The sequence below is a fragment of the Actinomadura sp. 1N219 genome (assembly GCF_044326405.1).
Classification (GTDB): Bacteria; Actinomycetota; Actinomycetes; order Streptosporangiales; family Streptosporangiaceae; genus Spirillospora.
In genome coordinates, this window is sequence record NZ_JBIRAY010000001.1 from 1760715 (window position 1) to 1787087 (window position 26373).

Consider the following 26373-nt stretch of genomic DNA (forward strand, 5'->3'; position numbering starts at 1 on the left):
CGTCAGCAGGTGGGTTGCTGGGGCTGACCGGTGCGGAGGGAATTGGCGAAGTTGAGGGACGTTTCGAAGGACGCGTGGATGCTGCCCCTGTGGTCGGCGCCGTCGAACGTCCGGTAGGTGATGTTCGGGTAGCGCTTGCAGAGGTCGTTGACGACGTTCTGCGTCGCGGCGGGGGTGACCGAGGTGTCGGCGGTGCCCTGGGCGACGAGCGTCGGGACCTTCAGGTTGAGGCCGAGCGCCTCCTGCGAGTTGAAGTAGCGCTCGAAGCGGGTGAGGTCGGCGTCCGGGCGGAACACCTTGTTCAGGGGGAGGTTCGCGCCGAGTTGCCGCAGTTGGGCCAGGCAGGCGTTCGTCCGTCCGGCCTTGGCCAGCGGCGCGGCGTCGTCGGTCAGCAGGTCCTCGGGGACGAAGGACGGGTCGGCGGCGTGCGCGCCGTTGAGCAGGACGAACAGGAACGGCAGCGCGGCCTCGGCGCCCGGGTACTGGGCCTTGACGTAGGCGGCGGTCTGGCTCATGTTCGAGCCGGGCGCGATCGACACGGCGCCCTTCAGCCGGACGTCCCGCGGGGTCTGGCCGGCGGCGGCCGTGTAGAACGTCGCCTGGCCGCCCTGGCTGTGACCGGCGACGAACCAGTCGCGTCCGATGCGGCGGTCGGTCTTGCGGGCGGCGCGGACGATGTCGAGGACGGTGTTCGCCTCGCTGACGCCGTGCATGTACGGATGTCCGCCCGGCGTGCCGAGGCCCTCGTAGTCGGTCTGCACGACGGCGAAGCCGTTCGACACCCACTTGTCCAGGTAGGACTCGGTGATCGACAGGTAGTCGTGGGCCGGTCCGGTGGCGGTGTCGGCGGACGGGGCGCACACGTCCGCGGTGCCGGTGGTGCCGTGCGCCCAGCTCAGCACGGGCCAGCCGCCGCGCGGCGGCGTGCCCTTCGGGACGGCGACGGTGCCCGTCACGACGATCCGCTTCCCGCCCACGCCCTCCGACGTGTAGGTGATCTTCCGGTTGGCGGCCGCGGCGGGCAGCGCCGCCGCGTTCGTCAGCGGGCTCACGGAGATCAGCCTGCCGCGCTGATCCGGAGCCGCCGTCGCCTGGGCCGGGGCGATCAGAGCCGTCCCGGCGGTTCCGGCGCAGGTGATGGCCGCGACGGCGATTCCCGCCGTGCGCCGCGTCCTAGTTGAGCTCACGAGTGGTTCCTCCTCATAGCCTGGACGGCGCGGTAGGCGAACGCCATCGCCGTTCCTATCGGAATGCCAGGGCCCGGATAGACGGGTCCGGTGAACGATGCGCTGGTGTTGCCGGCGGCGTACAGCCCGGGGATCGGACGGTCCGCGCCGGAGAGGACGCGGCCGTCCGGGTCGGTGCGGAGCCCGCCCTTCGTCCCGAGGTCGCTCAGGACGATCTCCGCCGCGATGAACGGCGGCCGGTCCACCGGCACGAGGCACGGCTTGCCGCCGGTGAAGTAGAGGTCGTAGGGGTCCTCGCCGCGGTGGAAGTCCTCGTCCAGGTTCTTGGCGGCGAAGCCGTTGAAGCGCTCGACGGTCGAGGCGAGGGCGCCGGCGGGCAGGCCGGTCTTCGCGGCCAGGCCGGCGAGCGTGTCCGCCCGGTGCCAGCGGCCCGCGGCTAGCTGCTCCTCCGGCGCCGCCGTCGGGATCGAGATGGCGGGCAGCCCGTCCGACCGGGAGTCGAAGATCAGGTAGAAGGGGCCGTCGGCGGCGGCGAGGCGGCGTCCCATCCGGTCGTAGGGCAGGGACTCGTTGGCGAACCGGAGTCCCGTCCCGTCGACGATCAGCCCGCCGCGGAAGCCGAGCGTGAACGCGGCCCGCCCGTCCGGCATCGCCAGGCCGGGGCAGAACCACGCCTGGTCGAGCAGGCCCGTGGACGCGCCGATCCGCATGGCGGCGGCGATCGCGTCGCCGGTGTTCGCGCCGTCCGGGGCCATCGTCCAGCCCGCGCCGCCCGGCACGCCATGCGACGCCCGCAGCTCCGCCGACGACTCGAACCCGCCCGCCGCCAGCAGCACCCCGCGTGACGCGCGCAGCCGCACGGGCCCGTCCGCCGTCATCGCCGCCACGCCCACAACTCGCCCGTCCTCGACGATCAGTTCCGTCAGCGCGGTGCCGGTGCGGATGTCGCCATTGCCGGTCGCGGTGATCGCCAGCAGGAGCCGTCCGATCAGCGAACGCCCCTGCGCCAGCGGCCTCCCGGCCGCGTGCCCCCGCCCCGCCCGGTCACGATCCACCGGCGGACGGACGATCCCCGCCAGCTCCCCAAGCCTTTCCAGCGGCAGCTCAAGCGGAACGAACGAACGCCCCATGTCGATGCGTCCCGGCGCGTCGAAATAGTCGGGGAAAGCACGCCATTCGAACTCGACAGCCGGGTCCCGCTCCAGAAACTCCACCAGTTCCGGAGCCGTTTCCAGAAACGCCTCCCGATGCGCGGCATTGCCGTCGTCGCCGAGCAGCGCCCGCAGATAGGCGCGTGCCGAGTCGGTCGAATCGCCGATCCCCGCCCGCTCCTGGACGCGCGTCCCCGGCAGCCAGATCGCCGAACCCGAGTACGCGGACGTCCCGCCGACCAGCGCGGTCTTCTCCAGGACGGCCGTCCGCAACCCGCCCGAGGCCCCCGCGGGCGCGTCCGAGGTCGCCGCCGCGGGCTCGTTCGAGGCGGCGGCGAGCGCGCCCGCCAGCGCCCCGGCCCCCGACCCGGCGACCACCACGTCGTATTCGTCGTCCCACGCCACGTGACTTCCCCTTCAGGTCCGCCGTCCTCGCGCGCCGACAACGTAAACGGGGCGTGCGGCGCGGCGGGGCGGCCCGTCCCACTGACCGGTATCGACGATCGCCGGGGAAGCCGCGACTCCGGATATCGTTCCTTGTCAACACCGGAATGGACCGTGGGGGAGGACCGTGGCGAGGATCGCGTCGGCGAGGCTGTCCGCCGAGCCGAGCTCACCCGAGCAGCACGACCGCCGGCGGCGCATCCTCCGCGCGGCGGCGCGCATCGGCGCGGAGAAATCGCTCGAACGCGTCCAGATGCACGAGGTGGCGAAGGAGGCCGGGGTCGCGATCGGCACCCTGTACCGGTACTTCCCGTCGAAGGTCCACCTCTTCACCGCGGTCATGGCGGCGCAGGTCGACCGGCTCCGCGACCAGGTCCACGAGCCCGCGCCCGGCACCAGCGCCGAGGACGCCGTCGCCGACCTGCTGGTGCAGGCCAGCCGCTATCTGATGGCGCAGCCCGTCCTGTCGACGTCGATGCTGCACGCGTCCAACACCGCCCATGTCGCGACGGTCGCCGACACCGTCCACATCGACAACACCTTCCGCGAGATCCTGCTGCGGACCGTCGGCATCGAGGACCCGACCGTGCAGGACGTGACGCTCGTCCGGCTGCTGATGCAGTGCTGGTACGGGGTGCTGCAGTCGAGCCTGAACGGCCGCGCGTCCATGGCCGACGTCGAGAGCGACATCCGCCTGGCCTGCAAGCTCATCCTCGCGCCCCGCTCCAACGCGCCGAAGCGCTGACGCCGTCCTCCCGGTGATCGGGACGGCGCGGGCGGACGGCGCGGGCCCGCGGCTAGCGTGCCGCCATGAACCGCTTCGACGGCGTGAAAGTGCTGCTCACCGGGGCGGCGTCGGGCATCGGACGGGCCACCGCCCGCCGCCTCGCCGCCGAGGGCGCGGCGATCTACGCGGTGGACGTCTCCGAGCAGGGCCTGGCGGAAACAGCCGCGCAGGCGGCCGCCCAGACCAACGCTCCCGGCGCCATCACGACCCGGGTCGCGGACGTGACCGACGAGCCCGCCGTGATCGCCGCCGCGGCGGACGCGGCCGACACGCTCGGCGGCATCGACGTGCTGGTCAACGTGGCCGGCGTTCACAAGACGACCCCCATCGAGACGCTGACCGTGGACGACCTGAACCGCCTCTTCTCCGTCAACCTCGTCGGAACGGCCCTCTTCTGCCGCGAGGCGCTGAAATTCCTCCCGGACGGCACCGGCGTGATCGTCAACACGGCCTCGCTCGCGGCGACGCAGGGCAACCCGTACATGACGGCGTACGCGGCGTCCAAGGGGGCGGTGCTGGCGTTCTCGCTGAGCCTCGCCGCCGAGCTGACCGGCCGCCGCGTCCGCGTCGTCCCGATCTCGCCCGGCGCCGTCGACACCCCGCTGACCAGGGCCCCGGACATGTTCCCCGACGGCCTCGACGTCGGCTACTTCACCAAGATCCGCTCGTACTTCGGGGCGGCGGACCCGGAGCAGATCGCCTCCGCGATAGCGTTCGCCGCCTCGTCCGACGCGGCCTACTTCACCGGCGCCGACCTCCGCGTCGACGGCGGCGCGCACACCTAGGAAGGGCAAGGATGGCACGCACCATCGCCGTGAGCGGGTCCGCGTCCGGCATCGGCGAATCGCTCGCCGGCCTGCTGCGCGACCAGGGCGACAAGATCATCGGCGTCGACCTGAAGGACGCCGAGGTATGCGCCGACCTGGCCGGCCCCGAAGGGCGGGCGCGGGCGGTCGCGGAGGTCCTCGACCTCTCCGGCGGGACGCTGGACGGCGTCGTCGCCTGCGCGGGCGTCTCCGCCTTCACCGACCTCACCGTCAAGGTCAACTACTTCGGCGCGACCGCCCTGCTGGACGGCCTCCGCCCGGCCCTGGCCCGCGCCGAGCGTCCCCGCGCCGCCGTGGTCGGCTCGATCTCCGGGACGCAGCCGGTGGACGGCGCCGTCGTCCGCGCCTGCCTGGAAGGCGACGAACCCGCCGCGCTCGAAGCATCCGCGCGTGTCGTCAAAGCGGGCGCGGGGAACAAGCTGTACCCGTCGTCGAAGTCGGCGCTCGCGCAATGGCTGCGCCGCGCGTCCGTCACCCCAGACTGGGCGGGCGCGGGCATCCCGCTGAACGCGATCGCGCCAGGCGTCGTCCGGACGCCGATGAGCGCGCCATTGTTCGAGGACGAGCGCATGTTCAAGGCCATGAACGACGCCGTCCCGATGCCGCTGAACGGCTACGCCGACGCGGAGGTGATCGCCGAGGCGCTCCGCTGGCTGATCTCCCCGGCGAACTCCCACATGACGGGCCAGATCATCTACATCGACGGCGGCGCCGAACCGACCCTCCGAGGCCCAGAAGCCTTCTGAACCTTCTGAACCGAAATGGCCGCCCTCTTTCTGCGAAGGGCGGCCATTTCGAATTTCGGGGCTCACATTTGGGTGGTGCCAGTGTTGTCGAGTGCGGCGACGTTGTAGGCCGCATACGTCCGGCGAGGGTCCCGTTCCTCGAAGTAGGGCGTGATCTGCGCGCCGAACTCCTCCGCCGAGAAGACGCCGTCCGCCGCCGTGAACTTCTGCTCCACGGTCGGCGCGGCCAGCAGCGCGACCATGTCGCCGTAGACGACGAACACCTGCCCGCTGATCTTCTCGGACGCGGGCGACGCCAGATAGCTCACGAACGTCCCGACCCGCTCGGGCGCCATCACGTCCAGCCCGCCGGGCGAGGTGCCCGCGGCGAACGACGCCTCGGTCATCGCGGTGCGGGCGCGCGGGCAGATGGCGTTGGCGCGGACCCCGTACCGGGCCAGCCCGGCGGACGTCGACAGCGTCAGCGCCACGATCCCCGCCTTCGCCGCCGAGTAGTTCGCCTGCCCGGCCGATCCGAACAGGAACGCCTCCGACGCGGTGTTGATCACCCGTCCGTACACCGGCCCGCCGGCCGCCTTGCTCGCGCCGCGCCAGTACGCCGCCGCGGCGCGCGACACGGCCGCATGCCCCTTCAGATGGACGTGGACGACGTCGTCCCAATCGGACTCGGACAGGTTGAACAGCATCTTGTCGCGCAGCACGCCCGCGTTGTTGACCACGACGTCCAGCGATCCGAACGTGTCGACGGCGGCCGACACCAGCGTGTCGCCCATCGACCAGTCGCCGACGTCCCCGGTCACCGCGACGGCCTGCCCGCCCGCCTTCGTGATCTCCGCGACGACGTCGTCCGCGGCCGGTCCCATGTCGTTGACCACGACGTTCGCGCCGTTCGCGGCCAGGGCGAGCGCCTCGGCCCGGCCCAGTCCGGCCCCCGCGCCGGTGACGACGGCGGTGCGGCCCGCCAGGGACAGATCAGCGTTCATCGGAGCCTCCGGGTCGGTGTTCTGGACGGCCCGACGGAGGCTAGTACGCATTCTGGCCCGCCCATCCGCCTCGTCCCGCTGAGCGGATGGCGCACGTGAGACGGCCACTGAAACCGCTGAGTGAGACACGCCATGCCCACCTACCAGAATGAATTCTAGTGTTGTCCAGGTTGTCGAGGTCGCGCGGGTTGTCGAGGTCGCGCGGGTCGGCAGGGGCGCGAGGGTCCGAGATGTGTGAAGGAGAGGTGTGATGGCCGAGGCCGTGATCGTTGACGCCGTCCGGACGCCGGTCGGCAAGCGGTACGGGGCGCTGTCGGGCCTGCACCCGGCCCAGTTGCTGGGCCTGACGCAGCGCGCCCTGCTGGACCGGGCCGGAATCGAGCCGGACACGGTCGGGCAGGTCGTCGGCGGATGCGTGACGCAGGCGGGAGAGCAGTCGAACAATGTCACTCGCAACGCGTGGCTCTACGCCGGTCTGCCCTACCGGACGGCGTGCACGACGATCGACTGCGCGTGCGGGTCGTCGCAGCAGGCCGTGCACCTGGTGGCGGGGCTGATCGCGTCCGGGACGATCCACACCGGCATCGGCTGCGGCGTCGAGGCCATGAGCCGCGTGTTCCTCGGCCAGGCGCTCACCCCCGAGACCGGCAGCCCGGTCCCGGACGACTGGACCATCGACTACCCCGACCAGTTCACCGCCGCCGAGCGCATCGCGAAGAAGCGCGGCATCACCCGCGAGGACGCCGACGCGTTCGGCCTGTCGTCGCAGCTCAAGGCGAAGGCGGCCTGGGACGGCGACCGGTTCGCGGGCCAGCTCGTCGAGGTCGAGGCGCCGGTCATGGCGAAGGACGGCCCGACCGGCGAGACCGCCGTCGTCACCCGTGACCAGGGCCTGCGTGACACGTCCGCCTCGGCGCTGGCGGGGTTGAAGCCGGTCGTGCCGGACGGCGTCCACACCGCGGGCAACTCGTCCCAGATCAGCGACGGGGCCGCGGCGGTCCTGCTGATGAGCGCCGACCGGGCCGCTGAGCTGGGGCTTCGTCCCCGGGCCCGGATCGTCGCGGCCGGCATGGTCGGGTCCGACCCGTACTACCACCTGGACGGGCCGATCGAGTCGACCCGGCACGTGCTCGACGCGGCCGGGATGAAGCTTTCCGATATCGACCTGGTCGAGATCAATGAGGCGTTCGCGTCGGTCGTCCTGTCCTGGGCGCGGGTGCACGGCGCCGACATGGACAAGGTCAACGTCAACGGCGGCGCCATCGCCCTCGGGCACGCGGTCGGCTCCACCGGCGCCCGCCTGATCACGCAGGCCGTCAACGAACTGGAACGGTCGGACGCCTCCACCGCGCTCGTCACGATGTGCGCGGGCGGCGCGCACTCCACGGCCACCATCATCGAACGGATCTGAGGGACACATGACCATCGGGCTGACCGAGGAGCATCGCGACCTGCGCGACGCGGTGCGCGCCTTCGCGTCCCGGCAGGTGACGCAGGCGGTCGTCCGCGCGGCCGTGGACGCCGAACGCGAGGAGGCGCCGCCGTTCTGGGACGATCTGGCCGCGCAGGGCCTGCTCGGCCTGCACCTCCCGGAAAGCGTTGGAGGCGCGGGCTACGGTCTGGTCGAACTGGCCGTCGTCCTGGAGGAGTTGGGACGAGCCCTCACCCCGGGCCCGTTCCTGCCGACCGTCCTGGCAAGCGCCGTGCTGCATCGCGCCGGGCACGCCGAGCACCTCCCCGCCCTCGCCGACGGGACGAAGATCGGCGCGGTGGCCCTGGCCACGGGAAGCCTGACCCTCACCCGCTCAGCCGGGACGATCACGGTGACCGGCACGACGCCCCCGATCCTGGGCGCTCCGCTGGCGGACATCCTCGTCCTCCCGGCAAGGCTCGTCCTCCCGGCAAGAGAGGCGGACGCGACCGCCTGGCTGGTCCTGCCCCGGACGGCCGTCACCGTGGAAGAACTCCCCAGCCACGACCTGACACGCCGCCTGGCCAGGATCGAGTTGGAAAACACAACGCTCCCCCCGGAGTCAGTTCTGAAACTCGACTCACAGGAGGTCCACGACCTGGCCGCGGCGTTGTTCGCCGCCGAAGCCTCCGGCCTGGCCGACTGGACGACGTCCACCGCCGCCGAATACGCAAAGGTCCGCGAGCAATTCGGCCGTCCGATCGGACAGTTCCAGGGCGTCAAACACCGCTGCGCCCGAATGCTCGCCCACGCCGAACAAGCCCGCGCCTGCGCCTGGGACGCCGCCCGCGCACAGGACGACTCGACCACCGACCCGCAGGAGATTTCCCTCGCCGCCGCCGTCGCGGCAGCAACCAGCGTGCAAGCCGCATTCCAAACTGCCAAGGACTGCATTCAGACGCTCGGCGGCATCGGCTTCACCTGGGAACACGACGCCGGCCTTTATCTGCGCCGCGCGCAGTCGCTCCGCGTCCTTCTCGGCTCCAAAGGGAAATGGCGACGCCGCGTCGCGCGCCTCACCCTGGACGGCGTCCGCCGCGAACTCCGTGTCGACCTCCCGCCCGAGGCCGACCAGATCCGTGCCGAAATCCGCGCGGAACTGCAACCCGCCCGAGCGCTCGACGGCAAGGAGCGCACCACCTACCTGGCCGACCGCGGCTACACGTCCCCGCACCTCCCGGCGCCCTGGGGCAAGGGCGCCGACGCCGTGACCCAGCTCGTCATCGCCGAGGAGCTGCGGTCCGCCGCCCTCCGCCCCCACGACATGATCATCGGCAACTGGGTCGTCCCGACGCTGATCGCGCACGGCTCGCCCGCGCAGCACGAGCGCTTCTTGCCCCCATCCCTACGTGGCGACATCCGTTGGTGCCAGCTGTTCTCCGAGCCCGGCGCCGGCTCCGACCTCGCCGCACTCACCACCCGCGCCGGAAAGGTCGAAGGCGGCTGGCGGATCACCGGCCAGAAGGTCTGGACGTCCATGGCGCGCGAGGCGGACTGGGGCATCCTGCTCGCCCGCACCGACCCGTCCGCCCAAAAACACAAGGGACTGTCGTATTTCCTGCTCGACATGAAATCGCCCGGCATAGACATCCGCCCACTGCGCGAACTCACCGGCGACACCCTCTTCAACGAGGTCTTCCTAGACGGCGTCTTCATTTCAGACGACCTGCTAGTCGCCGCCCCGGGTGACGGCTGGAAACTCGCCCGCACCACCCTCGCGAACGAACGCGTGTCGCTCTCCAACGACTCGTCCCTCGGCAGCGGCGGCGAGGCCCTGCTCCGCATCATCGAGGACGGCGCGGACGACGAGCGCCTCACCACTCTCGGCGGCATCCTGTGCGACGCCCAGTCCAGCAGCCTGTTCGGCCTGCGCACCACGCTGCGTTCGCTCGCCGGAGGGCAGCCAGGCGCCGAGTCCAGCATCGGCAAGCTGATCGGCGTCGAGCACATGCAGCAGGTCTGGGAGACCGCCGTGGACTGGATCGGCCCGGACGCCCTCACCGGCGAGGGCAGGCGCGCCATGAAGGACCCGACCTGGATGTTCCTGAACTCCCGGAACATGTCGATCGCGGGCGGGACCACCGACGTCCAGCTCAACATCATCGGCGAGCGGCTCCTCGGCCTGCCGCGCGACCCGGTGGCGTCATGACGCTCGACCTGCACGCCGAGGGCCGTGCCTGCGGTGTCGACGGCGCGGCCGCCGCGGCCCGCCGGGTCATCGACGCGCTCGTCCGGGCCGGGGACATCTCGGACGCCGACATGTCCGGCATCGCCGACCGGTTGAACGCCGTCGCCGACGACCTGGAGGCGACGGCCCCGCCCCGGGAGGACCGTCTCGTCGACATGTGGCGCGGCGACGGCAACACGCGACACGACCCGGTGGCCGGCCCCGAGAACCCGATCGCCCCGCCCCTCGAATACACCGCCGTCGACGCGCGGACGATCGAGGCCACGGTGACTCTGGGCCTGCCTTACCAAGGGCCGCCGTCCAGCGTCCACGGCGGCATTTCGGCGCTGCTGCTCGACCACACGCTGGGCGTGGCCAACGGCTGGGCGGGCAAGTCGGGCATGACGGCCGAGCTGTCGCTGCGCTACCACCGCCTCACGCCGCTCTTCGAGCCGCTGACGATCACCGCCCGCCAGGTCGAGGTGGACGGCCGCAAGATCCGCACGGTCGGCCGCATCCAGGCGGGCGGCGAAGACTGCGTCACCGCCGAGGGCCTGTTCATCGCCAAGTACCCGCCCCGTCCTCGCTGACTGGGTAGCGGCAAGCTAGGTAGACTCAATCTACATAGATGAGATCTACCTACCCCGGAGCGATGATGTTCATCGGCAGGAAGACCGAGCTGGCACTCCTCGCCAAGCGCCTTGAGCGGGTCGCCGCCACGGGCGCGGGGACGGCCGTCGCCCTCCGAGGACGCCGCCAGGTCGGCAAGTCGCGCCTCGTCCAGGAATTCTGCGACCAGTCGGCCGTGCCCTACGTGTTCTCCACGGCCACCAAAGGCGCTTCACCCATCGAGGCCGTGTCCGCATTCCTGCGCGACCTCAAAGAATCGGCGTTGCCGGACGACCCCGAACTCGTCCCGCGCCTGGACAACGGCAGTTGGCCCGACGCGTTCCGCGTACTCGCCTCCGCCCTCCCCAGCAGGCCGTCAATCGTCGTCCTGGACGAAATGCCGTGGATCGCCGAGCAGGACCCCCTTTTCGACGGCACGCTGCAAACGGGCTGGGACCGGCTCCTCGCGTCCAAACCCGTCCTGCTCCTGCTCCTCGGCAGCGACGTCCACATGATGGAGCGCCTCACCGCCTACGACCGCCCGTTCTATGGACGCGCCGACAATCTCGTACTCGGCCCGCTGAACCCGGCCGACATGGGCGAGGCCCTCGGGCTGGACGCGGCGGACGCCATTGACGCGCACCTTGTCTCCGGCGGCCTGCCCGGCATCATCCGCACCTGGCCGCACGGAACACCCGCCCTCGAATTCATGGAATCCGAATGCGCCGACCCGGCCGCCGCGCTGTTCAACGTCCCGGAGTCGTCGCTGCTGGCCGAATTTCCCAACCCCGACATCTCCCGCCGCGTCCTGGAGGCCATAGGCGCCGGTGACCGGACCCACGCCAACATCGCCGCAACCGCAGGAAACCGAGACGCAGCCCTCCCCTCCGGAACCCTCTCGCCCCTCCTGCGCCGCCTCACCACCGAGAAGAACGTCCTCGCCGTAGAAGAGCCTCTCTCGACGAAACCGGGAAAGCCCGCCCTCTACCGAATCTCCGACAGCAACCTGCGCCTCTACCTGAGAGCCCTCCGCTCTGCCCACGAACAAGCGCGCCGAGGCCGTCCCGAAGCGGGCTTCCGCATCATTCAACGCCGCTGGCCGTCATGGCGCGGCCGCGCCGTAGAACCCCTCATCCGCCAGGCCCTGGAACTGTCAGATCTCCCTTGGCCGGACGTCGAGACAGTCGGCGGCTGGTGGAACCGCCAGTTCAACCCGGAAATCGACCTCGTGGGCGCCGACCGGGCCCCCATCGCGAACCGCATCTACTTCGCCGGCTCGATCAAATGGCACAACACCCCGTTCGACGCCCACGATCTCGCCGACCTCCGCCGCGCCGCCGCCCAGGTCCCCGGCCTCGATCCCGCCACGACCGGACTCGCGGTCGTCTCCCTTTCCGGGATCCTTTCCGGAATCGAGGCCACCGACCCGATCGCCCTTGCCTGGACGCCCCGCGACGTCCTCGCCGCCTGGCGCCCCTGACGACCAGGCCGCCTGGCGTCCCTGACTACCAGGTCGACGGGAACATGCGGTGCTTCAGCAGCAGGTCGACCTGCTCAGCCGCCGCCTTCACGTCCCCGCAAGGGAAGAGGTAGCCGAACCGCCCGCGCTGCGCCTGGTAGTAGGCCCACCCACCGCCCGGAATGGCGCGGACGCTCACCAGCACGCCGACGTCCTCTGCGACTCCGCTCGCGTAAATCCACAGCAGCGGCACCGGCATCGGAAACTGTTCGCGCTCGTAAAGCTTCACGCAGCGCCATCCGTGCGCCTTCGCCGCGACGGCGAGCACTTCAAGAAGGCGCACCGTGCTCGCGCGATCCCGATGCGTCCGCCATCGCAGCAGAAAGCGTTCCATCAGACCGCCACCTTCGCCCAGACCCATTTGCCATGCGGCTCGGTCTTCACCACGCTGCATTCCATCGAAAGGGCCTGGACGATCGGCAGCCCGCGCCCGCCCGTTCCCGCGTCGTGCCCCTCGTCCAAGGCCCGCGCGTCGGGGACGATGTCGTCCAGCGTCATCTCCACGAGCGGCCGAACCAGCGGCATGTCGTCCGACGAGTCCCAGACGCCCAGCACGACCGCCCCGACCTCCCGGACGACCCGAACCCGGATCTCCAGGTCCGGCGTGCTCCGCACCGCATTGGTGATCAATTCACTGGCGACCAGATAAAGGTCGCCCGCGTCCCCGGCCATGCCCCACTCCTGGAGCCGGAACTCCACCAGCGCCCGCATCATCCCCGGCGCAGTCCGCGCCGCCACAAGCGACATATCCAGTTCGCCCGAATTAAGCGCATTGATCCCCACGATTCCCTCCTTTCGTCTTCGAATTCCGGGGACAAGACTGGTGCCGCTGACTTAATTTGTCATCGTTGTCGAATACGACGGCAACTCGGCCCGCGCACCGAGGGGAATCGATCATGGTCAACCCGTCGCCGGATCCGGAGCTCTCGCTCTACGCGCTCATGGCCTACTACCTGCGGTTCCTCCGCCTCAAGCACAAGATGACCCAGAGCCAGGTCGGCCAGATCATCAACTGCACGAAGGGCCAAGTTTCCAAGTACGAGAGCGGCACCCGGCAACTCGACGAACACGAGTGCGCCGCCCTCGACCAGGCCTGGGACACCGGCGGCCTCTTCACGATCCTGCTCCGCTACGCCAAGCTCGGCGTCGACCCCAACTGGCACGAGAAACTCCGTCGCTACGAACAAGGGGCGGTCACACACCGGATCTTCAGCAACAACGTCATTCCTGTGCCGTTCCAGTCAGAGGGGTACGCCAGGGCGCTGCTGACGGAGGGGCACCTCGCGCGGCTCGTAGACGATGTCGATGCCGCGGTCGCGAGGCGCATGGCTCATCAGGCGGCGATACTTGACGGCGACCCCGAGATCTGGGTGGTGTTCGACGAGGTTGCCCTCCGGCCGATGAGGGATTCGCTCGTCATGGAGGAGCAGCGCGACCTGCTGCTGTCGCTCGGTGAACTCCGCCACGTGTCGCTCCGCGTGATCCCCGAGCGCGCTGTGCCGCACATAGGTATGGACGGCTCCTTCCGGTGCTTTGAACTGCGAAATGGCAATCGAGCAGCGTTCGCAGGAACGGCTCTCGAAGTAGGCCGAGTCATCGATGATCAGGCGGAAGCCGCTCGTGTGGCTGTACGCTTCGAACGGATCGCCGCGCGGTCCTGGAGCGAAGAGCAATCTCGTGAGTGGATAATGGGGATGCGCACATGACGACTTGGCGAAAAAGTAGTTACAGCGGGTCGGGCACGAGCGAATGTGTAGAGGTCGCCCGGATTGCTGATGCCATCGGTCTCCGCGACAGCAGGGCCACCGAGGTCGGTCACCTCACCCTCACTCCCAGAGCCTTCACCGCTCTCCTCACTCACATCAAACGGAGCGAGCCGCGCTAACGACGTCAAACAGTGCGAGCCGAGCTGGAGTGCAATATGACGACCTGGCGAAGAAGCAGCTACAGCGGTGCGGGCGGCACCGACAACTGTGTGGAGTTGGCCCGCCTCCCCACTGGGATCGGCGTCCGTGACAGCAAAGCGCCTGAGACCGGGCGCCTCTCCCTGCCCCCCGAAGCCTTCACCGCCCTCGTGGCGCGCCTGAAGCGGGGCGAGCTTCCCCTCTGACTCCCCAAGCCGTCGTTCGGGCAGATCATGGAGGCGATGACATGAGCCCGGTATGGCGCAAGTCGAGCCGGAGCGACACCGAGGGAGATGAGTGTGTCAAGGTTGCCGACCTGAGCGGAGGCGTCGGCCTGCGTTCGCCGAACTGCTCGACCCCATGAAGCGGGGCGAGCTTCCTCACTGATTCCCCCAAGCCCCTCCTTCGAGCCCCGGTCATCGCCGGGGCTTCTCTAAGTCGGACGCGCCACTATGCCCGATGTACCGCCGCCTCACCTACACGTTCCGACCGGCCGTGGACGCCGCTGTGATCAATGTTGTTGAGGGCTCGTCGGCCTTGGGCTGTGTGTTCGATGTCGGGGGTGGGGGCGGCGCTGCGTACGGGGCCGCCCCTCCAAAGTCAAGGGCGCTTCGCGTCGCTTCGCGATGGGACTCCGTCCCACCCTTGACTTCGGAGCCTCTGCGGCCCCTGGTGCAGCTTTCATCGGGCAGGCTCCGCCTGCCCCGCCCGACGCGCCGCCCCCACCCTCCAGCTCAGCAACCAAGACTGACCCCGTCCAATTAGCTGAGCCTTTTTTGGTTTCGGGTTCTGGTCGGTCTTGACTCCGCCTATCTTGCTGGTTATAGAAGACAGACCCTATTTCGCTGATCGGGGCGGGGTGTCTTCGATAGTATTTGTTTATGAGTTCGGTTTCGCTTGATCTTCGTTCGGCGTCCACCGGGGAATTGGTGGACGCTGTAGCGGTGATCGCTCGCGAACTGGCCGGACGTGACGCGCCCGACTCCGCCGCCGCCTGCATGGAACTCGCCGAAACGCTCGCGCGTGCCTGCGATCAGCAGGAGAGCGCCCTCGCCGCAATGGTCGGACGGGTGGACGCCTCCGGCGAGATGCGCCGCTGGGGCCTTCCGTCCACCCAGGCGTGGCTCCGGTCACGGCTGGGGATGCGTGAGACCCGGGCCCGGGAGCGGGTCACCCTGGCCCGGCAGCGGCACCGGCTTCCACAGGTAGCGAGGATGCTTGCTGGCGGGGAGTTGTCCTATGGGTACGCCTCCACCGTCGCCGACGCTGTCGCCCGGTTGGACGATGCGGATTGCGCGGCCGCTGAGAGCGTGTTGCTCGACCTTGTCGGCGAGGGGTTCTCGGCCGGGAAGGTCGCCTCGTTCGGGCGGCGGATCCGCGAGGTCGTCGCTGAGCGGGACGGGGTCGAGGAGCCCGATGGGGAGTCGCGGCGCGGGTACGAGCGGTCCTGGATCAACTCCACCCGCTCGCTGGACGGCGGCCGCTACGTCAAAGGCTGGCTCAACGCCGAGGACGCCGCCGTCTGGGACGGGACACTCGGACCACTCGCCAAACCAGCCGGAACCGACGATCACCGCGACCTACCCGAACGGACGGCCGCAGCACTCACCAGCGTTCTCGCGGGCGGGCACCGGGCCACCAAGGTCACTGTCGTCCTAGACCTGGACACGCTTACCGGCGGTTCTGCGCCCGGCAGGCTGACCGACGGGTCCCCGATCCCGGCCGCGCAGGCCCGCCGGATCGCCTTGGATGCCGGAGTCTCACCATTGATCCTGGGGCGGGGAAGCATTCCGCTCTACCTCGGCCGCCGTGTCCGGTTCGCCACGGCCGCGCAACGCCAGGTCCTCGAAACCCTGTACTCCACCTGCGCGGTGCAAGGCTGCGAGGTCCCCGGGACCTTGTGTGAAGTCGACCACGTCCAAGGATGGGTCCTGGGAGCGTCCACCGACATTGATCAGCTCGTTCTGTGCTGTGGGTGGCATAACCGTTTCAAGCATGCGAATGCCGATCAGATTCAGATCAGTCATGGCAGCACCGGACGCTATGTCTACCGGATTCTTCCGCCGCCGGACACGCGTACGGTCGATATTCACGGGCCGCCACCAACCGACGAAATCGGTTGGGCCGCCGCATGAGGCGAGACCGTTCTCCCCGGCCGCAAGGGAAGCCGCCGCCGTTCAACAACACCTTGCACTGACGACGAGATGCGGGCGTTGTTCTGCAGCCTGGACGAGCACGTACAAATGAGCGGCGGCGTGGCCATCAACACCGGCTAAGAGGGTGTCTCATGTGGCCAATTGAGCGAGCTTCTTGTAGCAGGTGATGGCGGCTGCGAGGGTGAGGAAGGCGTTGAACAAGTGGCCGTGACGTTCGTAGCGGACGGTCAGACGCCGGTACCCGAACAACCACGCCAGGGTGCGTTCGATCACCCAACGGTGGCAGCCCAGGCGGTCGCCGGGTTCGATGCCGGGCCGGGCGATGCGCGGGACGATCCCACGCCGGCGCAGCCGTGCCAGGTGCTCGGCCGAGTGATACGCCTTGTCCGCGTGGACCTTGACCGGCCGACGACGGCGCGGTCCGCGTCGGGACCGGATCGCCGGTAACGCCATCAGCAGCGGCTTGAGCGCCCGGCTGTCGTGCACGTTGGCGGCCGAGACCGCCACCACCAGCGGCAGCCCGGCGGCATCGGACAGCACGTGGAGTTTGCTGCCCTTCATGCGACGATCGACCGGATTGGGGCCGGTTAGCGTGCCCCCTTTTCGCACGGACGGCGGCGGCGTCCACGATCGCCGACGCCCCGTCCACCTGACTTCGCGCCCCGAGCTCGTCCAGCACCGCCTGATGCAGCCGCGGCCACAACCCCGCGGCGGTCCACGCGGTGAACCGGCGATGCGCGGTCGGCACACTCACCCCGAACTCCGCAGGCAGATGCCGCCACGCACACCCGCTCGTCAGCACATACACGATCGCGATGAACACCGCCCGATCGTCCACCCCACGGTCCCGCCACCCTGCCGACGCGGCCTGCCGCCCACAACTCATCCGGCACCAACCGCATCGCAAGATCCGACGACACGATCCCCGGTCATGCCGCAAGTCACCCACCAGCCACATGAGACATGCTCTAAGGCCGATGCCTACGGTTCGACCGAATCGGGGCCAGGTGCATCGGCCGTCCTGTTTCTGGAACATTGCCGGACTAGTGTGGCGGCATGGTGCAGCGTCCCGGCTTCGGTGTGTTGTTGACGCGGCTCCTCAACTGTCGCCAGGCGGATATCGCTTGGCTTGCATCGGCGTCCAGCATCCCGGAATCGGAGCTTCGCTCGGTGACGGACGGCGCGCCACCCTCTCCGTCTCAGTGTGAAGGCCTGGCCACCGCGCTCGGCTTCCACGCTGCCGACCTTTTCGTGGTTGCTGGGCTGTCGGTACCGGAGTCCTTTCAGCCTTGCGAGCCGGCAACGGGACTCCACCTCACGCGTCTCATCAGCGTCGCGATGGCGTTGCCGGCAGATCAGCGGACCCACATCTATGAATGCGTTGAGCAGTCACCCCAACTGTCCCCTGTACATTCGGCCGATCCACCGCGCACCTACTATCAAGGGAATGGTGGCTTCGGCGAGATGCTCGTCGCCATGCTGTGCGTCAATCGAAACCTGCTTTCCCCGACCTCTGCCGTCCAGACACTGGCCAGGCTGACTCGGGGCGGCATGTACGTGGCCGCATCCACTCTCCATTCCATCGCCGCGGGCCGTGCCCCGCTGAAGGCGACCTGGCTGGTCGGCTTCGCGACCACCCTCGGCATTCCCGTCGCCGACCTCGCGGCCATGACCGGCACCGACCTCTGCGAGCCGGCGCCGCCCGACGATCCGCTGGCGGCCGAGATGGCCACGTTGCTCTGGAACTGCCGACGTCTGACCGTGAACCAGATCGAGAACGTGCTCGCCGAAGCGGAGGCGATGCTCATCGCGGTGCCCGACGACGCTTCCAGGGACGACTGGAACCTCGTCCACCGCAGCAACGACGGGACTTGGTGGGGCGCACCGAGGCGGTAGTTCTCGACCACCGCACACCGACTACCTGCCGTGCGGCATGTCCGCGGCAATTCGCAGGACGTCCGCGGTGAGCAACCCCGTGGTGAAGTCGAGGGTGACTAGGTGTCGGCGGTGAGCATGGTCAGCTCGCCGAGCGTCCGGGGCGCGCGGCGGGCGTTCCGTGTCGGCGTCGCGAGGATCGGCGGACGGTGCCGACCAGACGAATCACGAGAGGCGTGGGCCGGGGACGATCAACCGAGGAGTCTGGCGACGAGTTCGTCTCGTGCGGACACACCGATCTTCCGGTAGATCGATTTGAAGTGGTCGTTGACGGTGTGGGGCGACATCGCCAGACGTCGGGCGATCTGTTTGGTGGCCAGCCCTTCGACGGCGTGATCGATGACCGCGCGTTCCTTGGGTGTCAGGCCGTGCCAGAGCGCTATCGCCTGCAGCAGTTCAGTGCCGGCGGCCGGTTGGATCGTCACGGCCAACGCTCCCTTTTCCCCACCTGACATTGGCTGGGCGCGCAAGGCGATCCATCCGCGCCGCGTGGGGATGCGGGTGAGCGCGGGCGCATTCGTGCGGCGCGCGGCCTGGGTGAGGCTCCAGATGGTGCTTTCCATCGGCATGTGCGGTTCGGCGAGTGCGTGGGCGGGCAGGGTTCCCAGCTCGCAGATCCACTCGCGTACGGATGGTGTGGCCGCCGCGACCGTGTCATCGGCTCCGACGACGAGCACGCCCGGTGGCCGGTCGAGTCTGCTGGGCTCCGGCGGCGCGCCCGTCGTGTAGCGCCTCATCGCGGCGACGACGTCCCGGCCGAGCCGCTGGGCGCGGGCGGCCTCGGCGACTGAGAACGGCCGGCCTCCCCGGGGACGAAGCAGGACCAGCCCGCCCCAGGCTGTTCCCGCGTCGACCAGCGCGACCCGCAACTCGCTGCCGACACCCTGGTCTGCCATCACCGAGCACATCGCGGCGTTGCGGCGCAGGCCGGGAGTGTCGGTGTTGAGGACGCCCACCCGGCACGGACCCTCGACCAGCCGCTCGAAGGGGTAGGGGTGATCGCCGTCCAGCCGGTCGCCCAGGGTGAGTCGGCGGGCGGCCGCCGGGCTGTAGCCGTGTTCCCTCGCCAGGAAACATCCGGCGCCGGTGACCGGGTCCACGGCGGCGAGCATGTACCCGTCGTGCGGTACCGCCCGCCCGATCCACTGCGAGATCACCGTGCCCAGTTCGGCGGTGGAGCCGACCTCGGCGGCGGCCCCGATCGCCGCGGCACGGGACACGCTCTCTCCGGTGCTCACCCGGCCATTATCCGCCACGCAACGCACACTGGCGGGCACATGCTGTCGTCGGCACCGCACCGGCCGCCCGGCAGGACAACCCCCAAGACCTGGGGATACCTGCCCGCCCGCCGCTCGGCGACCGTTGGGGCTGACAGGGCGGATCACCGCCGGCCCGGCGGATGACCCCCAGGACGCGATCGGAGAGCAAGATGCGCAGATCCACGTTGTTGATGCTCCTGCCCGTCATCACCGTGCTCGGCGGGTACTGCACCGTCCAGTCCGCTTCGGCGGACCCCTCACCTCGTCCCGAATCCCAGCGGGCACTCGCCGGGGTCTCGATCAAGCCGAAGGGGGCCGCCGACGTGTGCCTCGAAGTCGCCGACGCCAACACCGGCAACGGCGCCCTGGTCACCTTGTGGCCCTGCACCGGCAACGACAACCAGAAGTGGATCTTCGCCCAGGGAAGGATCCAGAGCGCCCTCCCTGGGAACAACTGCCTGGACGTCCGGGGCGGGAACGCCGGCAACGGCGCCGCGATCAACAGCTACGACTGCAACTCCGGAAGCCCGCAGCAGTGGCGCTTCAGCGGAGACAGGCTGGTCAGCGGGCTCAACGGCATGTGCCTCAGTGTTCTGGACAACAACTTCGGCGGCGGAGGCGCCGTCGTGAACTTCCACTGCAACGGTGGCGCCGGCCAGGCGTGGGAGACCTCCTGACCGGCCCGTCTGCCGACGAGCAACGAACGCCCCGGCCGGGAACAGCCCGGCCGGGGCCCCGCGATGAAGACCGTGACCCACGCCATATGCGGGCTCTGTCAGGGATCGGGGTGCTGTCTCGCTCAACTCACGAAGAGCAGGACGAACGAAGAGCAGGACGGACCGACAGGAGCAACGCATGAAGCACCGCATCGTGGTTCTCGGCGCCGGTTATGCCGGGGCCTACGTGGCCGGGAACCTGGCCCGCCGGTTGTCTCCGGCGGACACCGAGATCACCGTGGTCAACGCCGTGCCGGACTTCGTCCAGCGGATGCGGCTGAACCAGCTGGCGGCCGGGCGGGAGATCGCGGCCCCGCGGCTCGCCGACGTCTTCGCGGGCACGGGGGTTCGGCTGCGCCTGGCCCGTGTCACCGCCGTCGATCCCGAGCGCCGGGTCGTCGTCGTGGCCGACGCGGGCGGCGGCGGCGAGGTCGGCTACGACACGCTGGTGTACGCGCTCGGCAGCCGCGGCGCCGACCAGAGCGTTCCCGGGGTGGCCGAGCACGCCTTCGACGTCGCCGCCCGGCCCTCGGCGCTGCGCCTGCGCGAGCGCCTGGACGGCCTGGACGGACGAGGCGAGGGCGGGAAGGTGCTGGTCGTCGGCGACGGGTTGACCGGCATCGAGACCGCCACCGAGATCGCCGAAGCCCGGCCCGGTCTGTCGGTGGCGCTTCTCGCCCGCGGCGAGCTGGGAGCCCGGCTGTCCGCCGGAGCCCGCGGCCACCTGCGCCGGGCCTGCGACCGGCTCGGCATCACCGTCGCGGAGCACACCACCGTCGAAGCCGTCGAGGCCGCGCGGGTGCGGTGCGCGGACGGCGCCGTCCTGGCCTCCGACGCGACCGTGTGGACGGCCGGGTTCGCGGTCAGCCCCATCGCCGCCGCGGCCGGGCTGGAGGTCACCGGGAACGGTCAGATCGTCGTCGACCGCACCATGCGGTCGGTCTCCCACCCGGACGTCTACGCCGTCGGCGACAGCGTCCACACCCTCGGCGACAACGGCTGCCGGCTTCCGATGAACTGCGGTTCGGCCGGGTACACCGGCCGGCAGACCATCGAGGCGATCGTGGGACGCCTCACCGGCCGCGAGATCGCGAACGTCAAGCTGGTCTACCGCTACAACGCCATCAGCCTCGGACGCAGGGACGGAATCGTGCAACTGATCGACGGCGCGGCGCAGGCGAAGCCGAAGTACATCGGCGGCCGCAAGGCCCTGCGGATCAAGGCGGGCATTCAGAACGGGGCGCTGTGGGCCACCTCGCACCCGAGCTTCGGGCTGCCCAAACGCAAGCGGCGCGTGGCCGCCGCGCCGAACGAGTCCGTCCGGACGACGGTCGCGTAGGCGCCTAGGGTGGGCCGCGTGGACAGCCCCGCCACCGATCGCTTCGACACCGATCGGTTCGAGGCCAGCCGGAACCGGCTGGCCTCACTGGCCTACCGGCTGCTGGGTTCCGCCGCCGACGCCGAAGACGCCGTGCAGGACGCGTTCCTGCGCTGGCAGGCCGCCGACCGGCAGCGGATCAAGGCCCCGGAGGCATGGCTGACCAAGGTCGTCACCAACCTGTGCCTCGACCGGCTCCGCTCGGCGCAGGCCCGCCGCGAACGCACCGCCGGGGCCTGGCTGCCCGAACCGCTCCTGGACGGCGACCCGATGCTCGGCCCGGCCGACACCTACGAGCAGCGCGAATCGGTGTCCCTCGCCGTCCTGACTCTCATGGAGCGCCTGTCGCCCATCGAACGGGCCGTCTACCTCCTGCGCGAAGCGTTCTCCTACACGCACGCCGAGATCGCCGGCATCGTCGAGATCACCGAGTCCGCGAGCCAGCAGCACCTCCACCGGGCCAGGCGCCGCATCACCGCATCGCGCCCACGCGGCGGCGAAGTCGACCCGGCCTCAGCCCGCAGGGTCGTCGAGGAATTCCTCACCGCCGCCGCCTCGGGCCGCACCGAACCGCTGGTGGCGCTGCTCACCGACGACGCGACCGCGATCTCCGACGGCGCGGGCCTGACCGAGACCCTGCTGCGGTACGAGACTCCGCAACGCATCGCCGCCGTCGCGCGGGCCGGGTTCACGCCCACGTCCGCGAAACGGCGATTCGCCGGCGGCACGCTCGCCGTCCATTACGCGCTCGTCAACCGCACCCCCACCATCCTCTTCGTCCTCGGCGACCAGGTCGTCGGCGTCGTGACGTTCGACATCACGGGCGGCAAGATCGCAACCGTGCACGGCATCGCCGCCCCCACCCGCCTCACCCGCCTCGCCCAGGCATGGCGCCAGCACGAACCGGACACCCCGATCATCGCCCGCTGGTAACCCGACCCCGCCCCGGCCAGCCGCGGTCCTGGTGTTTCCCTTTCCGCCATCAGCTGATCATCACTGCCGCGCGGGAGCTCGTAGGCTGATCCGGTGCTTGAGGTGGGTTCGGAGTCCTACTGGAACACCAATGTCGCTCGGCATCCGGGGATTCTTCGCGCCGTTCCTGAAGGATGCGGTGAGGCGCTGGACGTCGGTTGCGGCGATGGTCTGCTCGCGCGGAAGCTGCTCGGCCGGGTCGAGCGTGTGACCGGCATCGACAGCTCGCCGGAGATGATCGCCCGTGCTCGGGAGCACGCCGCCGGGACGCAGGGTCTCACCTTCGTAGAGGGCGACTTTCTCACCGCCGATCTGCCCACGGCGGGGTACGACTTCATCTGCTCGGTGTCGGCGATCCATCACATGGATTTCGAGGCGGCCTTGGCCCGCATGCGCGAGGCGCTGCGTCCCGGCGGGAGGCTCGTGGTGGTCGGCCTGGCCCGCGAAGCGTCCCCGGCCGAGTGGGCGGCGACGATCGCCGCCGCGCCCGCGGTGCGGATCACGAAGGTGCTGCGCCGCGCGCACGGGCCGGACGGGATGCCGGTCGCCGACCCGCAGATGAGCTACGGCCAGGTGCGGGACGCCGCGCGGCGCCTCCTGCCCGGCATGCGCTACCGCCGACACCTTCTCCGCCGCTACTCGCTGACCTGGGATAAGCCCTCTCGTTAGGAGCCTGCGCCCTGACCGCCCGGCGAGGTCAGGGGCGGGTGGCCCAGAAGAGGGTGTGGCCGGTGTCGCCTTCGGGGACGAATTCCTCGCGCTCGATCGTGAGGCCGGACCGCGTGATCCACTCGCGGTTGGTGGCGGCGTCCGCGTGGCTCCACCACATCGAGGTTCCAGCCCCTAGCCAGTCGTCGTCGACGCCCGTCCACGCGCTGTGCCCGGTGGTGGCCACGAACAAGCCTCCCGGCCGCAGCCAGGCGGCGATCCGGTCCAGCAAGGGCGGCTGCTCGGCCACCGGAAGATGGATGAGGGCGTAGAACGAGACGATCGCGTCGAAGGTGGCGGGTTCGTAGGTGACGTCGGTGATGTCGGCGCGGAGGAAGTCCGCCCGGGGCACCAGCCGCCGGGCGCGGCGGATCTGCACGTCGCTGATGTCGATCCCGGTGACCCGGTGACCGGCGGCGGCCAGGGCGCGGGCGACCGGGACGCCGCTCCCGCATCCAAGGTCCAGGACGGTGCCACCGGCCGGGATTCTCCGATTCAGTTCACTGATCCACGGCCGGTACTTCGTCTCGGCGCCGTACGCCTCGTCGTAGTGCAGGGACACCGCGTCGTAGCCGCGCCGGACGATGGCTTTGGGATCTTCCACGTCCGGAGACTAGCCGGTACGCCCGGCCGCACGTCTTCACGTTCTCGCGTCCAACTCGCCCTGTTGCGGCTGGTCGGGCAACTCGTCTCCTTTTCCGGGATCATGGGGGAATGTCGGCCGTTGAGGTTTCCGAGCGTGAGGCCGAGGTGCTGGACGCGGTCGGTCGGCATCTGACGAACACGCAGATCGCGAGCCGCCTGCACATATCCGTGCGGACGGTGGAGAGCCACGTGTCGTCCCTGCTGCGGAAGTACGGGGTGACCAACCGGCGTGAGCTGGCGATTCTCGCGTCCGAGCAGCGGCAGCGGCAGGACGAGCGCGGCGCGGAGACCGGGACGGTCGCCGGGCTGCCCGCGGCGCGCACCTCGTTCATCGGACGGGGCGACGAGCTGGCGGAGATCGAGGCGGCGGCCGGGAAGTCACGGCTGGTGACGTTGCTCGGGCCCGGCGGGGTCGGCAAGTCGCGGCTGGTCGCGGTGGCGGCGGCCGCGTCCCGGCAGGGCGGTGTGTTCGTCGACCTGGTTCCGGTGCGGGACGGGTTCGTCGAGCATGCGGTGGCCGCCGCGCTGGGCGTCACCGAGCGGCCGCAGACCGAGCTGCACACGGTGATCGCCGAACGGCTCGGGCGGAGCCGGACGCTGATCGTCCTCGACAACTGCGAGCATCTGCTGGACGCGGTCGCCGGGTTCGCCGACCGGACCCTGGCGGCCTGCCCCGGCACCCGGATCCTCGCCACCAGCCGGGAGCGGCTTGGAATCGCGGGGGAGCGGATCGTCCGGGTGGGGCCGCTGGCGCTGTCGTCGCACGCCGAGGCGTTGTTCACCGACCGGGCCTTGGCCGTCGACCCCGAGTTCGCGGCGGAGCCCGGCGCGGTGGCGGAGATCTGCGCCCGGCTGGACGGCATGCCGCTGGCGATCGAGCTGGCGGCGGCCCGCAGCGCGGCATTGGGCGCGTCCGGCGTGCTGGCCGCGCTGGACGATCGGCTCCGCCTCCTGGCGGGCGGACGCGGGGCGGACGAACGGCATCGCTCGCTCCGTGCCGTCCTGGCGTGGAGCCACGATCTCCTGGACGAGGAGGAGCGGCGGCTGTTCCGGCGGCTTGCGGTGTTCGCGGGCGGGTTCGACCTGGCCGCGGTCCTCGCCGTGAGCCCGGGGACGGCGGCGGGCGCGCCGGGCGCAGCGGCGGGCGCGGCGGGCGCGGCGGCCGACGTGCTGGGCCGTCTTGTCGACAAGAGCCTGGTCGTCAAGGCGGGGCCGGGGCGCTGGCGGCTGCTGGAGACCGTCCGGGCGTTCGCCAGAGAGCAGCTCGCGCTGGGCGGCGAGGACGCGGTCGTGCGGGATCTGCATCTGGCGTGGGCCGCCGAGGTCGCGGCCGGACTGGTCGGCGGCGACCGGGAGTTCGACGCCGTCGCGGACGATCTGCGCGCGGCGCTGGCCGCCGCCCCCGCCGACGCCGGGGACGTGGCGCACGGGCTCGCCCGGTCTCTGGGACGCCTCGCCTACACGCGACGGTTCGCGCGCGAGGCGTACGGCCATTTCCTGGAGGCGTCCGAGCGGGCGGGGTCGCCGGGGGAGGCGTCGAGGGACCTCAAGAGCGCGGCGGACTGCACGCATGTCCTCCCGACCGGCGGACACCGGCATCTCGAACTGCTGCGCTCGGCGGCCGATCAGGCACGGGACGCCGCGGACGGCGACGCGGAGGCCGTCCTCCTCGCGACGGCGGCCGTCACGACGGCGCGCAATCCCGGCTGGGGTCTGATCCCGCACGAGGAGCTGCGGCGGCTGCTGGAGCGCGCCGAGGACGCCGGTGATCCCGGTGATCCGGTCGTCGCGGGGTGGCTCGCCGCCGCCCGCGCCTGGACGGCCTCGGCCGAGCCGTACAGCACCGATCCCGTCCGGGCGGAGGAGGCCGTGGCGGCGGCGCGCGCGGCCGGCGACCCGGTGCTGCTCAGCGCCGGTCTCGACGCGACGGTCTGCGCCGCGCTGCGCGAGGGGCGCCTGCGGGACGCGCACCGGATCGGCATGTCCCGGCTGGACCTGCTGGACGTCCTGCCCCGCGACGACCCGGCCAGCGCGGTCGAGATCGTCGACATCGTGCACGTGGCGGTGAACTGCGCGACCGCCGCCGGGGACCTGCCCGCGGCGCTCGCCGTGGCGCGGCGGGCGCTGGCGGACGACCTGCTCGAAGACCAGTACTACCTGTCGTCCAACACGATCATCCTGCCGCTGGCGTTGAGCGGCGAGTTCGACGAGGCGCTGCGGCACGCCGACGAGGCGTGGCGGAGCTGGGTGCGGACGGGGCGGCTGGAGAGCGGGTTCATGCTGCCGGTCGCGGTCGGTCCCGCGCTCGTCCACGGCCTGCGCGGCGATCGCGACCTGCACCTGGAGTGGCGGGCCCGCACGCCCGGCACGCCGACCGGGCAGGTGTTCGACCTTCCGACGCTGGCCGGGTTCGTGGACGCGCTGATCGCCGTCCACACCGGGCGGTTCGACTCCGCGGCGGAGCTGGTCGCCGGGCTCTTCTCGGACGCGACGAACCCGATGTACGCCGGGTACTCCCACGCGGTAGGCGCCGAACTCGCCGTCGTGGCGGGCCTGCCGGACGCGGCGGCACGGGTCGCCGCCGCCGAGGCCGCGGCCGCCGAGAACGCGTGGGGCGCCGCATGCCTGGCCCGCGCCAGAGGACGCCTGCACGGCGATCCCGGCGAGCTGGCCGCCGCCGTCGAGGGGTGGGAGCGCATCGGCGCCCGTTTCGAGCGGGCGTCGACGCTGCTGCTCCTGCCCGAGCGGGCGGACGAGGGCTGCGCCGAGCTGGCAACGCTGACGAAATGCGAATAGCGCACCTCGATGA

25 protein-coding genes and 1 pseudogene are annotated in these 26373 nt (G+C 70.6%); 18 read left to right on the top strand and 8 right to left on the bottom strand.

All coding sequences use genetic code 11. The features are described 5' to 3' along the window. Positions 1-2: 2 nt before the first annotated feature. Together ACH35V_RS08175 and ACH35V_RS08180 are read right to left on the bottom strand one after the other, a co-directional pair. Positions 3-1187: an alpha/beta hydrolase family protein gene (locus ACH35V_RS08175; RefSeq protein WP_395970996.1), complete on the bottom strand. Its 1185-nt coding sequence runs from the start codon at positions 1185-1187 to the stop codon at positions 3-5. Further along, a complete protein-coding gene (locus tag ACH35V_RS08180; protein ID WP_395970997.1) occupies positions 1184-2743 on the bottom strand; it encodes an FAD-binding protein in 1560 nt (519 codons plus the stop codon). The genes ACH35V_RS08175 and ACH35V_RS08180 overlap by 4 nt, the downstream gene beginning before the upstream one ends. 166 nt (positions 2744-2909) lie before the next feature. On the opposite strand from ACH35V_RS08180, the gene ACH35V_RS08185 reads away from it, so the two are divergent. From ACH35V_RS08185 to ACH35V_RS08195, 3 genes are all read left to right on the top strand, one after another. After that, on the top strand, positions 2910-3527 hold the full coding sequence (locus tag ACH35V_RS08185; RefSeq protein ID WP_395970998.1) for a TetR family transcriptional regulator: 618 nt from the start codon (positions 2910-2912) through the stop codon (positions 3525-3527). A gap of 65 nt (positions 3528-3592) precedes the next feature. Next, positions 3593-4354, top strand: coding sequence for an SDR family NAD(P)-dependent oxidoreductase (locus ACH35V_RS08190; protein WP_395970999.1), 762 nt, complete (start codon positions 3593-3595; stop codon positions 4352-4354). A gap of 11 nt (positions 4355-4365) precedes the next feature. Then, positions 4366-5142: an SDR family oxidoreductase gene (locus tag ACH35V_RS08195; RefSeq protein ID WP_395971000.1), complete on the top strand. Its 777-nt coding sequence runs from the start codon at positions 4366-4368 to the stop codon at positions 5140-5142. Between the two features lie 62 nt (positions 5143-5204). On the opposite strand, the gene ACH35V_RS08200 is transcribed toward ACH35V_RS08195, so the two are convergent. Further along, entirely contained in the window at positions 5205-6125 is a 921-nt protein-coding gene (locus ACH35V_RS08200; protein WP_395971001.1) for an SDR family NAD(P)-dependent oxidoreductase, read from the bottom strand. Positions 6126-6375: 250 nt separating this feature from the next. On the opposite strand from ACH35V_RS08200, the gene ACH35V_RS08205 reads away from it, so the two are divergent. Genes ACH35V_RS08205 through ACH35V_RS08220 form a run of 4 tightly spaced genes read left to right on the top strand, consistent with a single transcriptional unit; the run spans position 6376 to position 11852 of the window. Beyond that, positions 6376-7536 carry a steroid 3-ketoacyl-CoA thiolase gene (locus ACH35V_RS08205; protein WP_395971002.1) on the top strand — a complete coding sequence of 387 codons (1161 nt, stop codon included), beginning with the start codon at positions 6376-6378 and terminating at the stop codon, positions 7534-7536. Between the two features lie 7 nt (positions 7537-7543). Continuing rightward, positions 7544-9745, top strand: coding sequence for an acyl-CoA dehydrogenase (locus tag ACH35V_RS08210; RefSeq protein ID WP_395971003.1), 2202 nt, complete (start codon positions 7544-7546; stop codon positions 9743-9745). Next, positions 9742-10353, top strand: coding sequence for a PaaI family thioesterase (locus ACH35V_RS08215; RefSeq protein ID WP_395971004.1), 612 nt, complete (start codon positions 9742-9744; stop codon positions 10351-10353). Before ACH35V_RS08210 ends, ACH35V_RS08215 begins: the two co-directional genes overlap by 4 nt. Before the next feature lie 38 nt (positions 10354-10391). Beyond that, complete coding sequence (locus ACH35V_RS08220) at positions 10392-11852, top strand: ATP-binding protein (RefSeq protein ID WP_395971005.1); 1461 nt, start codon at positions 10392-10394, stop codon at positions 11850-11852. A gap of 25 nt (positions 11853-11877) precedes the next feature. Here the strand turns inward: ACH35V_RS08220 and ACH35V_RS08225 are convergent, their stop codons facing one another. Together ACH35V_RS08225 and ACH35V_RS08230 are read right to left on the bottom strand one after the other, a co-directional pair. Continuing rightward, complete coding sequence (locus ACH35V_RS08225; protein WP_395971006.1) at positions 11878-12225, bottom strand: hypothetical protein; 348 nt, start codon at positions 12223-12225, stop codon at positions 11878-11880. Next, on the bottom strand, positions 12225-12674 hold the full coding sequence (locus tag ACH35V_RS08230) for an ATP-binding protein (RefSeq protein WP_395971007.1): 450 nt from the start codon (positions 12672-12674) through the stop codon (positions 12225-12227). The genes ACH35V_RS08225 and ACH35V_RS08230 overlap by 1 nt, the downstream gene beginning before the upstream one ends. A 113-nt stretch (positions 12675-12787) precedes the next feature. Here ACH35V_RS08230 and ACH35V_RS08235 point away from each other — a divergent pair, with 113 nt between their 5' ends. The 5 genes from ACH35V_RS08235 (at position 12788) to ACH35V_RS08255 (ending at position 15930) form a co-directional block, all read left to right on the top strand. Continuing rightward, on the top strand, positions 12788-13597 hold the full coding sequence (locus tag ACH35V_RS08235) for a helix-turn-helix transcriptional regulator (protein WP_395971008.1): 810 nt from the start codon (positions 12788-12790) through the stop codon (positions 13595-13597). Beyond that, the gene (locus tag ACH35V_RS08240; protein ID WP_395971009.1) at positions 13594-13776 is read left to right on the top strand and encodes a DUF397 domain-containing protein; all 183 of its coding nucleotides are present in this window, start codon (positions 13594-13596) and stop codon (positions 13774-13776) included. Before ACH35V_RS08235 ends, ACH35V_RS08240 begins: the two co-directional genes overlap by 4 nt. Positions 13777-13812: 36 nt before the next feature. Next, positions 13813-14001: a DUF397 domain-containing protein gene (locus ACH35V_RS08245; protein WP_395971010.1), complete on the top strand. Its 189-nt coding sequence runs from the start codon at positions 13813-13815 to the stop codon at positions 13999-14001. A 41-nt stretch (positions 14002-14042) separates the two neighbouring features. Then, a complete protein-coding gene (locus ACH35V_RS08250; protein ID WP_395971011.1) occupies positions 14043-14159 on the top strand; it encodes a DUF397 domain-containing protein in 117 nt (38 codons plus the stop codon). A gap of 517 nt (positions 14160-14676) precedes the next feature. Continuing rightward, a complete protein-coding gene (locus tag ACH35V_RS08255) occupies positions 14677-15930 on the top strand; it encodes a DUF222 domain-containing protein (protein ID WP_395971012.1) in 1254 nt (417 codons plus the stop codon). 150 nt (positions 15931-16080) lie between these two features. Here the strand turns inward: ACH35V_RS08255 and ACH35V_RS08260 are convergent. Continuing rightward, a pseudogene (locus ACH35V_RS08260) lies at positions 16081-16853 on the bottom strand (IS5 family transposase). 154 nt (positions 16854-17007) lie between these two features. Here ACH35V_RS08260 and ACH35V_RS08265 point away from each other — a divergent pair. Next, positions 17008-17847: a hypothetical protein gene (locus tag ACH35V_RS08265; protein ID WP_395971013.1), complete on the top strand. Its 840-nt coding sequence runs from the start codon at positions 17008-17010 to the stop codon at positions 17845-17847. Between the two features lie 230 nt (positions 17848-18077). Here ACH35V_RS08265 and ACH35V_RS08270 read toward each other — a convergent pair whose 3' ends face one another. Continuing rightward, entirely contained in the window at positions 18078-19124 is a 1047-nt protein-coding gene (locus tag ACH35V_RS08270; protein ID WP_395971014.1) for a response regulator transcription factor, read from the bottom strand. 191 nt (positions 19125-19315) lie between these two features. On the opposite strand from ACH35V_RS08270, the gene ACH35V_RS08275 reads away from it, so the two are divergent. The 4 genes from ACH35V_RS08275 to ACH35V_RS08290 all read left to right on the top strand — a co-directional run bounded on the left by ACH35V_RS08275 (position 19316) and on the right by ACH35V_RS08290 (position 22880). Then, entirely contained in the window at positions 19316-19822 is a 507-nt protein-coding gene (locus ACH35V_RS08275) for an RICIN domain-containing protein (protein WP_395971015.1), read from the top strand. Positions 19823-20000: 178 nt separating this feature from the next. Then, complete coding sequence (locus ACH35V_RS08280) at positions 20001-21200, top strand: NAD(P)/FAD-dependent oxidoreductase (protein WP_395971016.1); 1200 nt, start codon at positions 20001-20003, stop codon at positions 21198-21200. A gap of 18 nt (positions 21201-21218) precedes the next feature. Further along, entirely contained in the window at positions 21219-22172 is a 954-nt protein-coding gene (locus ACH35V_RS08285) for a sigma-70 family RNA polymerase sigma factor (protein ID WP_395971017.1), read from the top strand. A 93-nt stretch (positions 22173-22265) separates the two neighbouring features. Further along, entirely contained in the window at positions 22266-22880 is a 615-nt protein-coding gene (locus tag ACH35V_RS08290) for a class I SAM-dependent methyltransferase (RefSeq protein WP_395971018.1), read from the top strand. 28 nt (positions 22881-22908) lie between these two features. Here ACH35V_RS08290 and ACH35V_RS08295 read toward each other — a convergent pair whose 3' ends face one another. Then, complete coding sequence (locus ACH35V_RS08295; protein ID WP_395971019.1) at positions 22909-23523, bottom strand: class I SAM-dependent methyltransferase; 615 nt, start codon at positions 23521-23523, stop codon at positions 22909-22911. 110 nt (positions 23524-23633) lie between these two features. Here ACH35V_RS08295 and ACH35V_RS08300 point away from each other — a divergent pair, with 110 nt between their 5' ends. Then, a complete protein-coding gene (locus ACH35V_RS08300; protein WP_395971020.1) occupies positions 23634-26360 on the top strand; it encodes a LuxR C-terminal-related transcriptional regulator in 2727 nt (908 codons plus the stop codon). Positions 26361-26373: the final 13 nt, after the last annotated feature.

Coding starts and splice junctions, on each gene's coding strand:
- ACH35V_RS08190 (WP_395970999.1), top strand. CDS start 3,593: ATGAACCGCTTCGACGGCGTGAAAGTGCTGCTCACCGGGGCGGCGTCG.
- ACH35V_RS08195 (WP_395971000.1), top strand. CDS start 4,366: ATGGCACGCACCATCGCCGTGAGCGGGTCCGCGTCCGGCATCGGCGAA.
- ACH35V_RS08200 (WP_395971001.1), bottom strand. CDS start 6,125: ATGAACGCTGATCTGTCCCTGGCGGGCCGCACCGCCGTCGTCACCGGC.
- ACH35V_RS08205 (WP_395971002.1), top strand. CDS start 6,376: ATGGCCGAGGCCGTGATCGTTGACGCCGTCCGGACGCCGGTCGGCAAG.
- ACH35V_RS08210 (WP_395971003.1), top strand. CDS start 7,544: ATGACCATCGGGCTGACCGAGGAGCATCGCGACCTGCGCGACGCGGTG.
- ACH35V_RS08215 (WP_395971004.1), top strand. CDS start 9,742: ATGACGCTCGACCTGCACGCCGAGGGCCGTGCCTGCGGTGTCGACGGC.
- ACH35V_RS08220 (WP_395971005.1), top strand. CDS start 10,392: ATGAGATCTACCTACCCCGGAGCGATGATGTTCATCGGCAGGAAGACC.
- ACH35V_RS08225 (WP_395971006.1), bottom strand. CDS start 12,225: ATGGAACGCTTTCTGCTGCGATGGCGGACGCATCGGGATCGCGCGAGC.
- ACH35V_RS08235 (WP_395971008.1), top strand. CDS start 12,788: ATGGTCAACCCGTCGCCGGATCCGGAGCTCTCGCTCTACGCGCTCATG.
- ACH35V_RS08240 (WP_395971009.1), top strand. CDS start 13,594: ATGACGACTTGGCGAAAAAGTAGTTACAGCGGGTCGGGCACGAGCGAA.
- ACH35V_RS08245 (WP_395971010.1), top strand. CDS start 13,813: ATGACGACCTGGCGAAGAAGCAGCTACAGCGGTGCGGGCGGCACCGAC.
- ACH35V_RS08250 (WP_395971011.1), top strand. CDS start 14,043: ATGAGCCCGGTATGGCGCAAGTCGAGCCGGAGCGACACCGAGGGAGAT.
- ACH35V_RS08255 (WP_395971012.1), top strand. CDS start 14,677: ATGAGTTCGGTTTCGCTTGATCTTCGTTCGGCGTCCACCGGGGAATTG.
- ACH35V_RS08265 (WP_395971013.1), top strand. CDS start 17,008: ATGGTGCAGCGTCCCGGCTTCGGTGTGTTGTTGACGCGGCTCCTCAAC.
- ACH35V_RS08275 (WP_395971015.1), top strand. CDS start 19,316: ATGCGCAGATCCACGTTGTTGATGCTCCTGCCCGTCATCACCGTGCTC.
- ACH35V_RS08280 (WP_395971016.1), top strand. CDS start 20,001: ATGAAGCACCGCATCGTGGTTCTCGGCGCCGGTTATGCCGGGGCCTAC.
- ACH35V_RS08300 (WP_395971020.1), top strand. CDS start 23,634: ATGTCGGCCGTTGAGGTTTCCGAGCGTGAGGCCGAGGTGCTGGACGCG.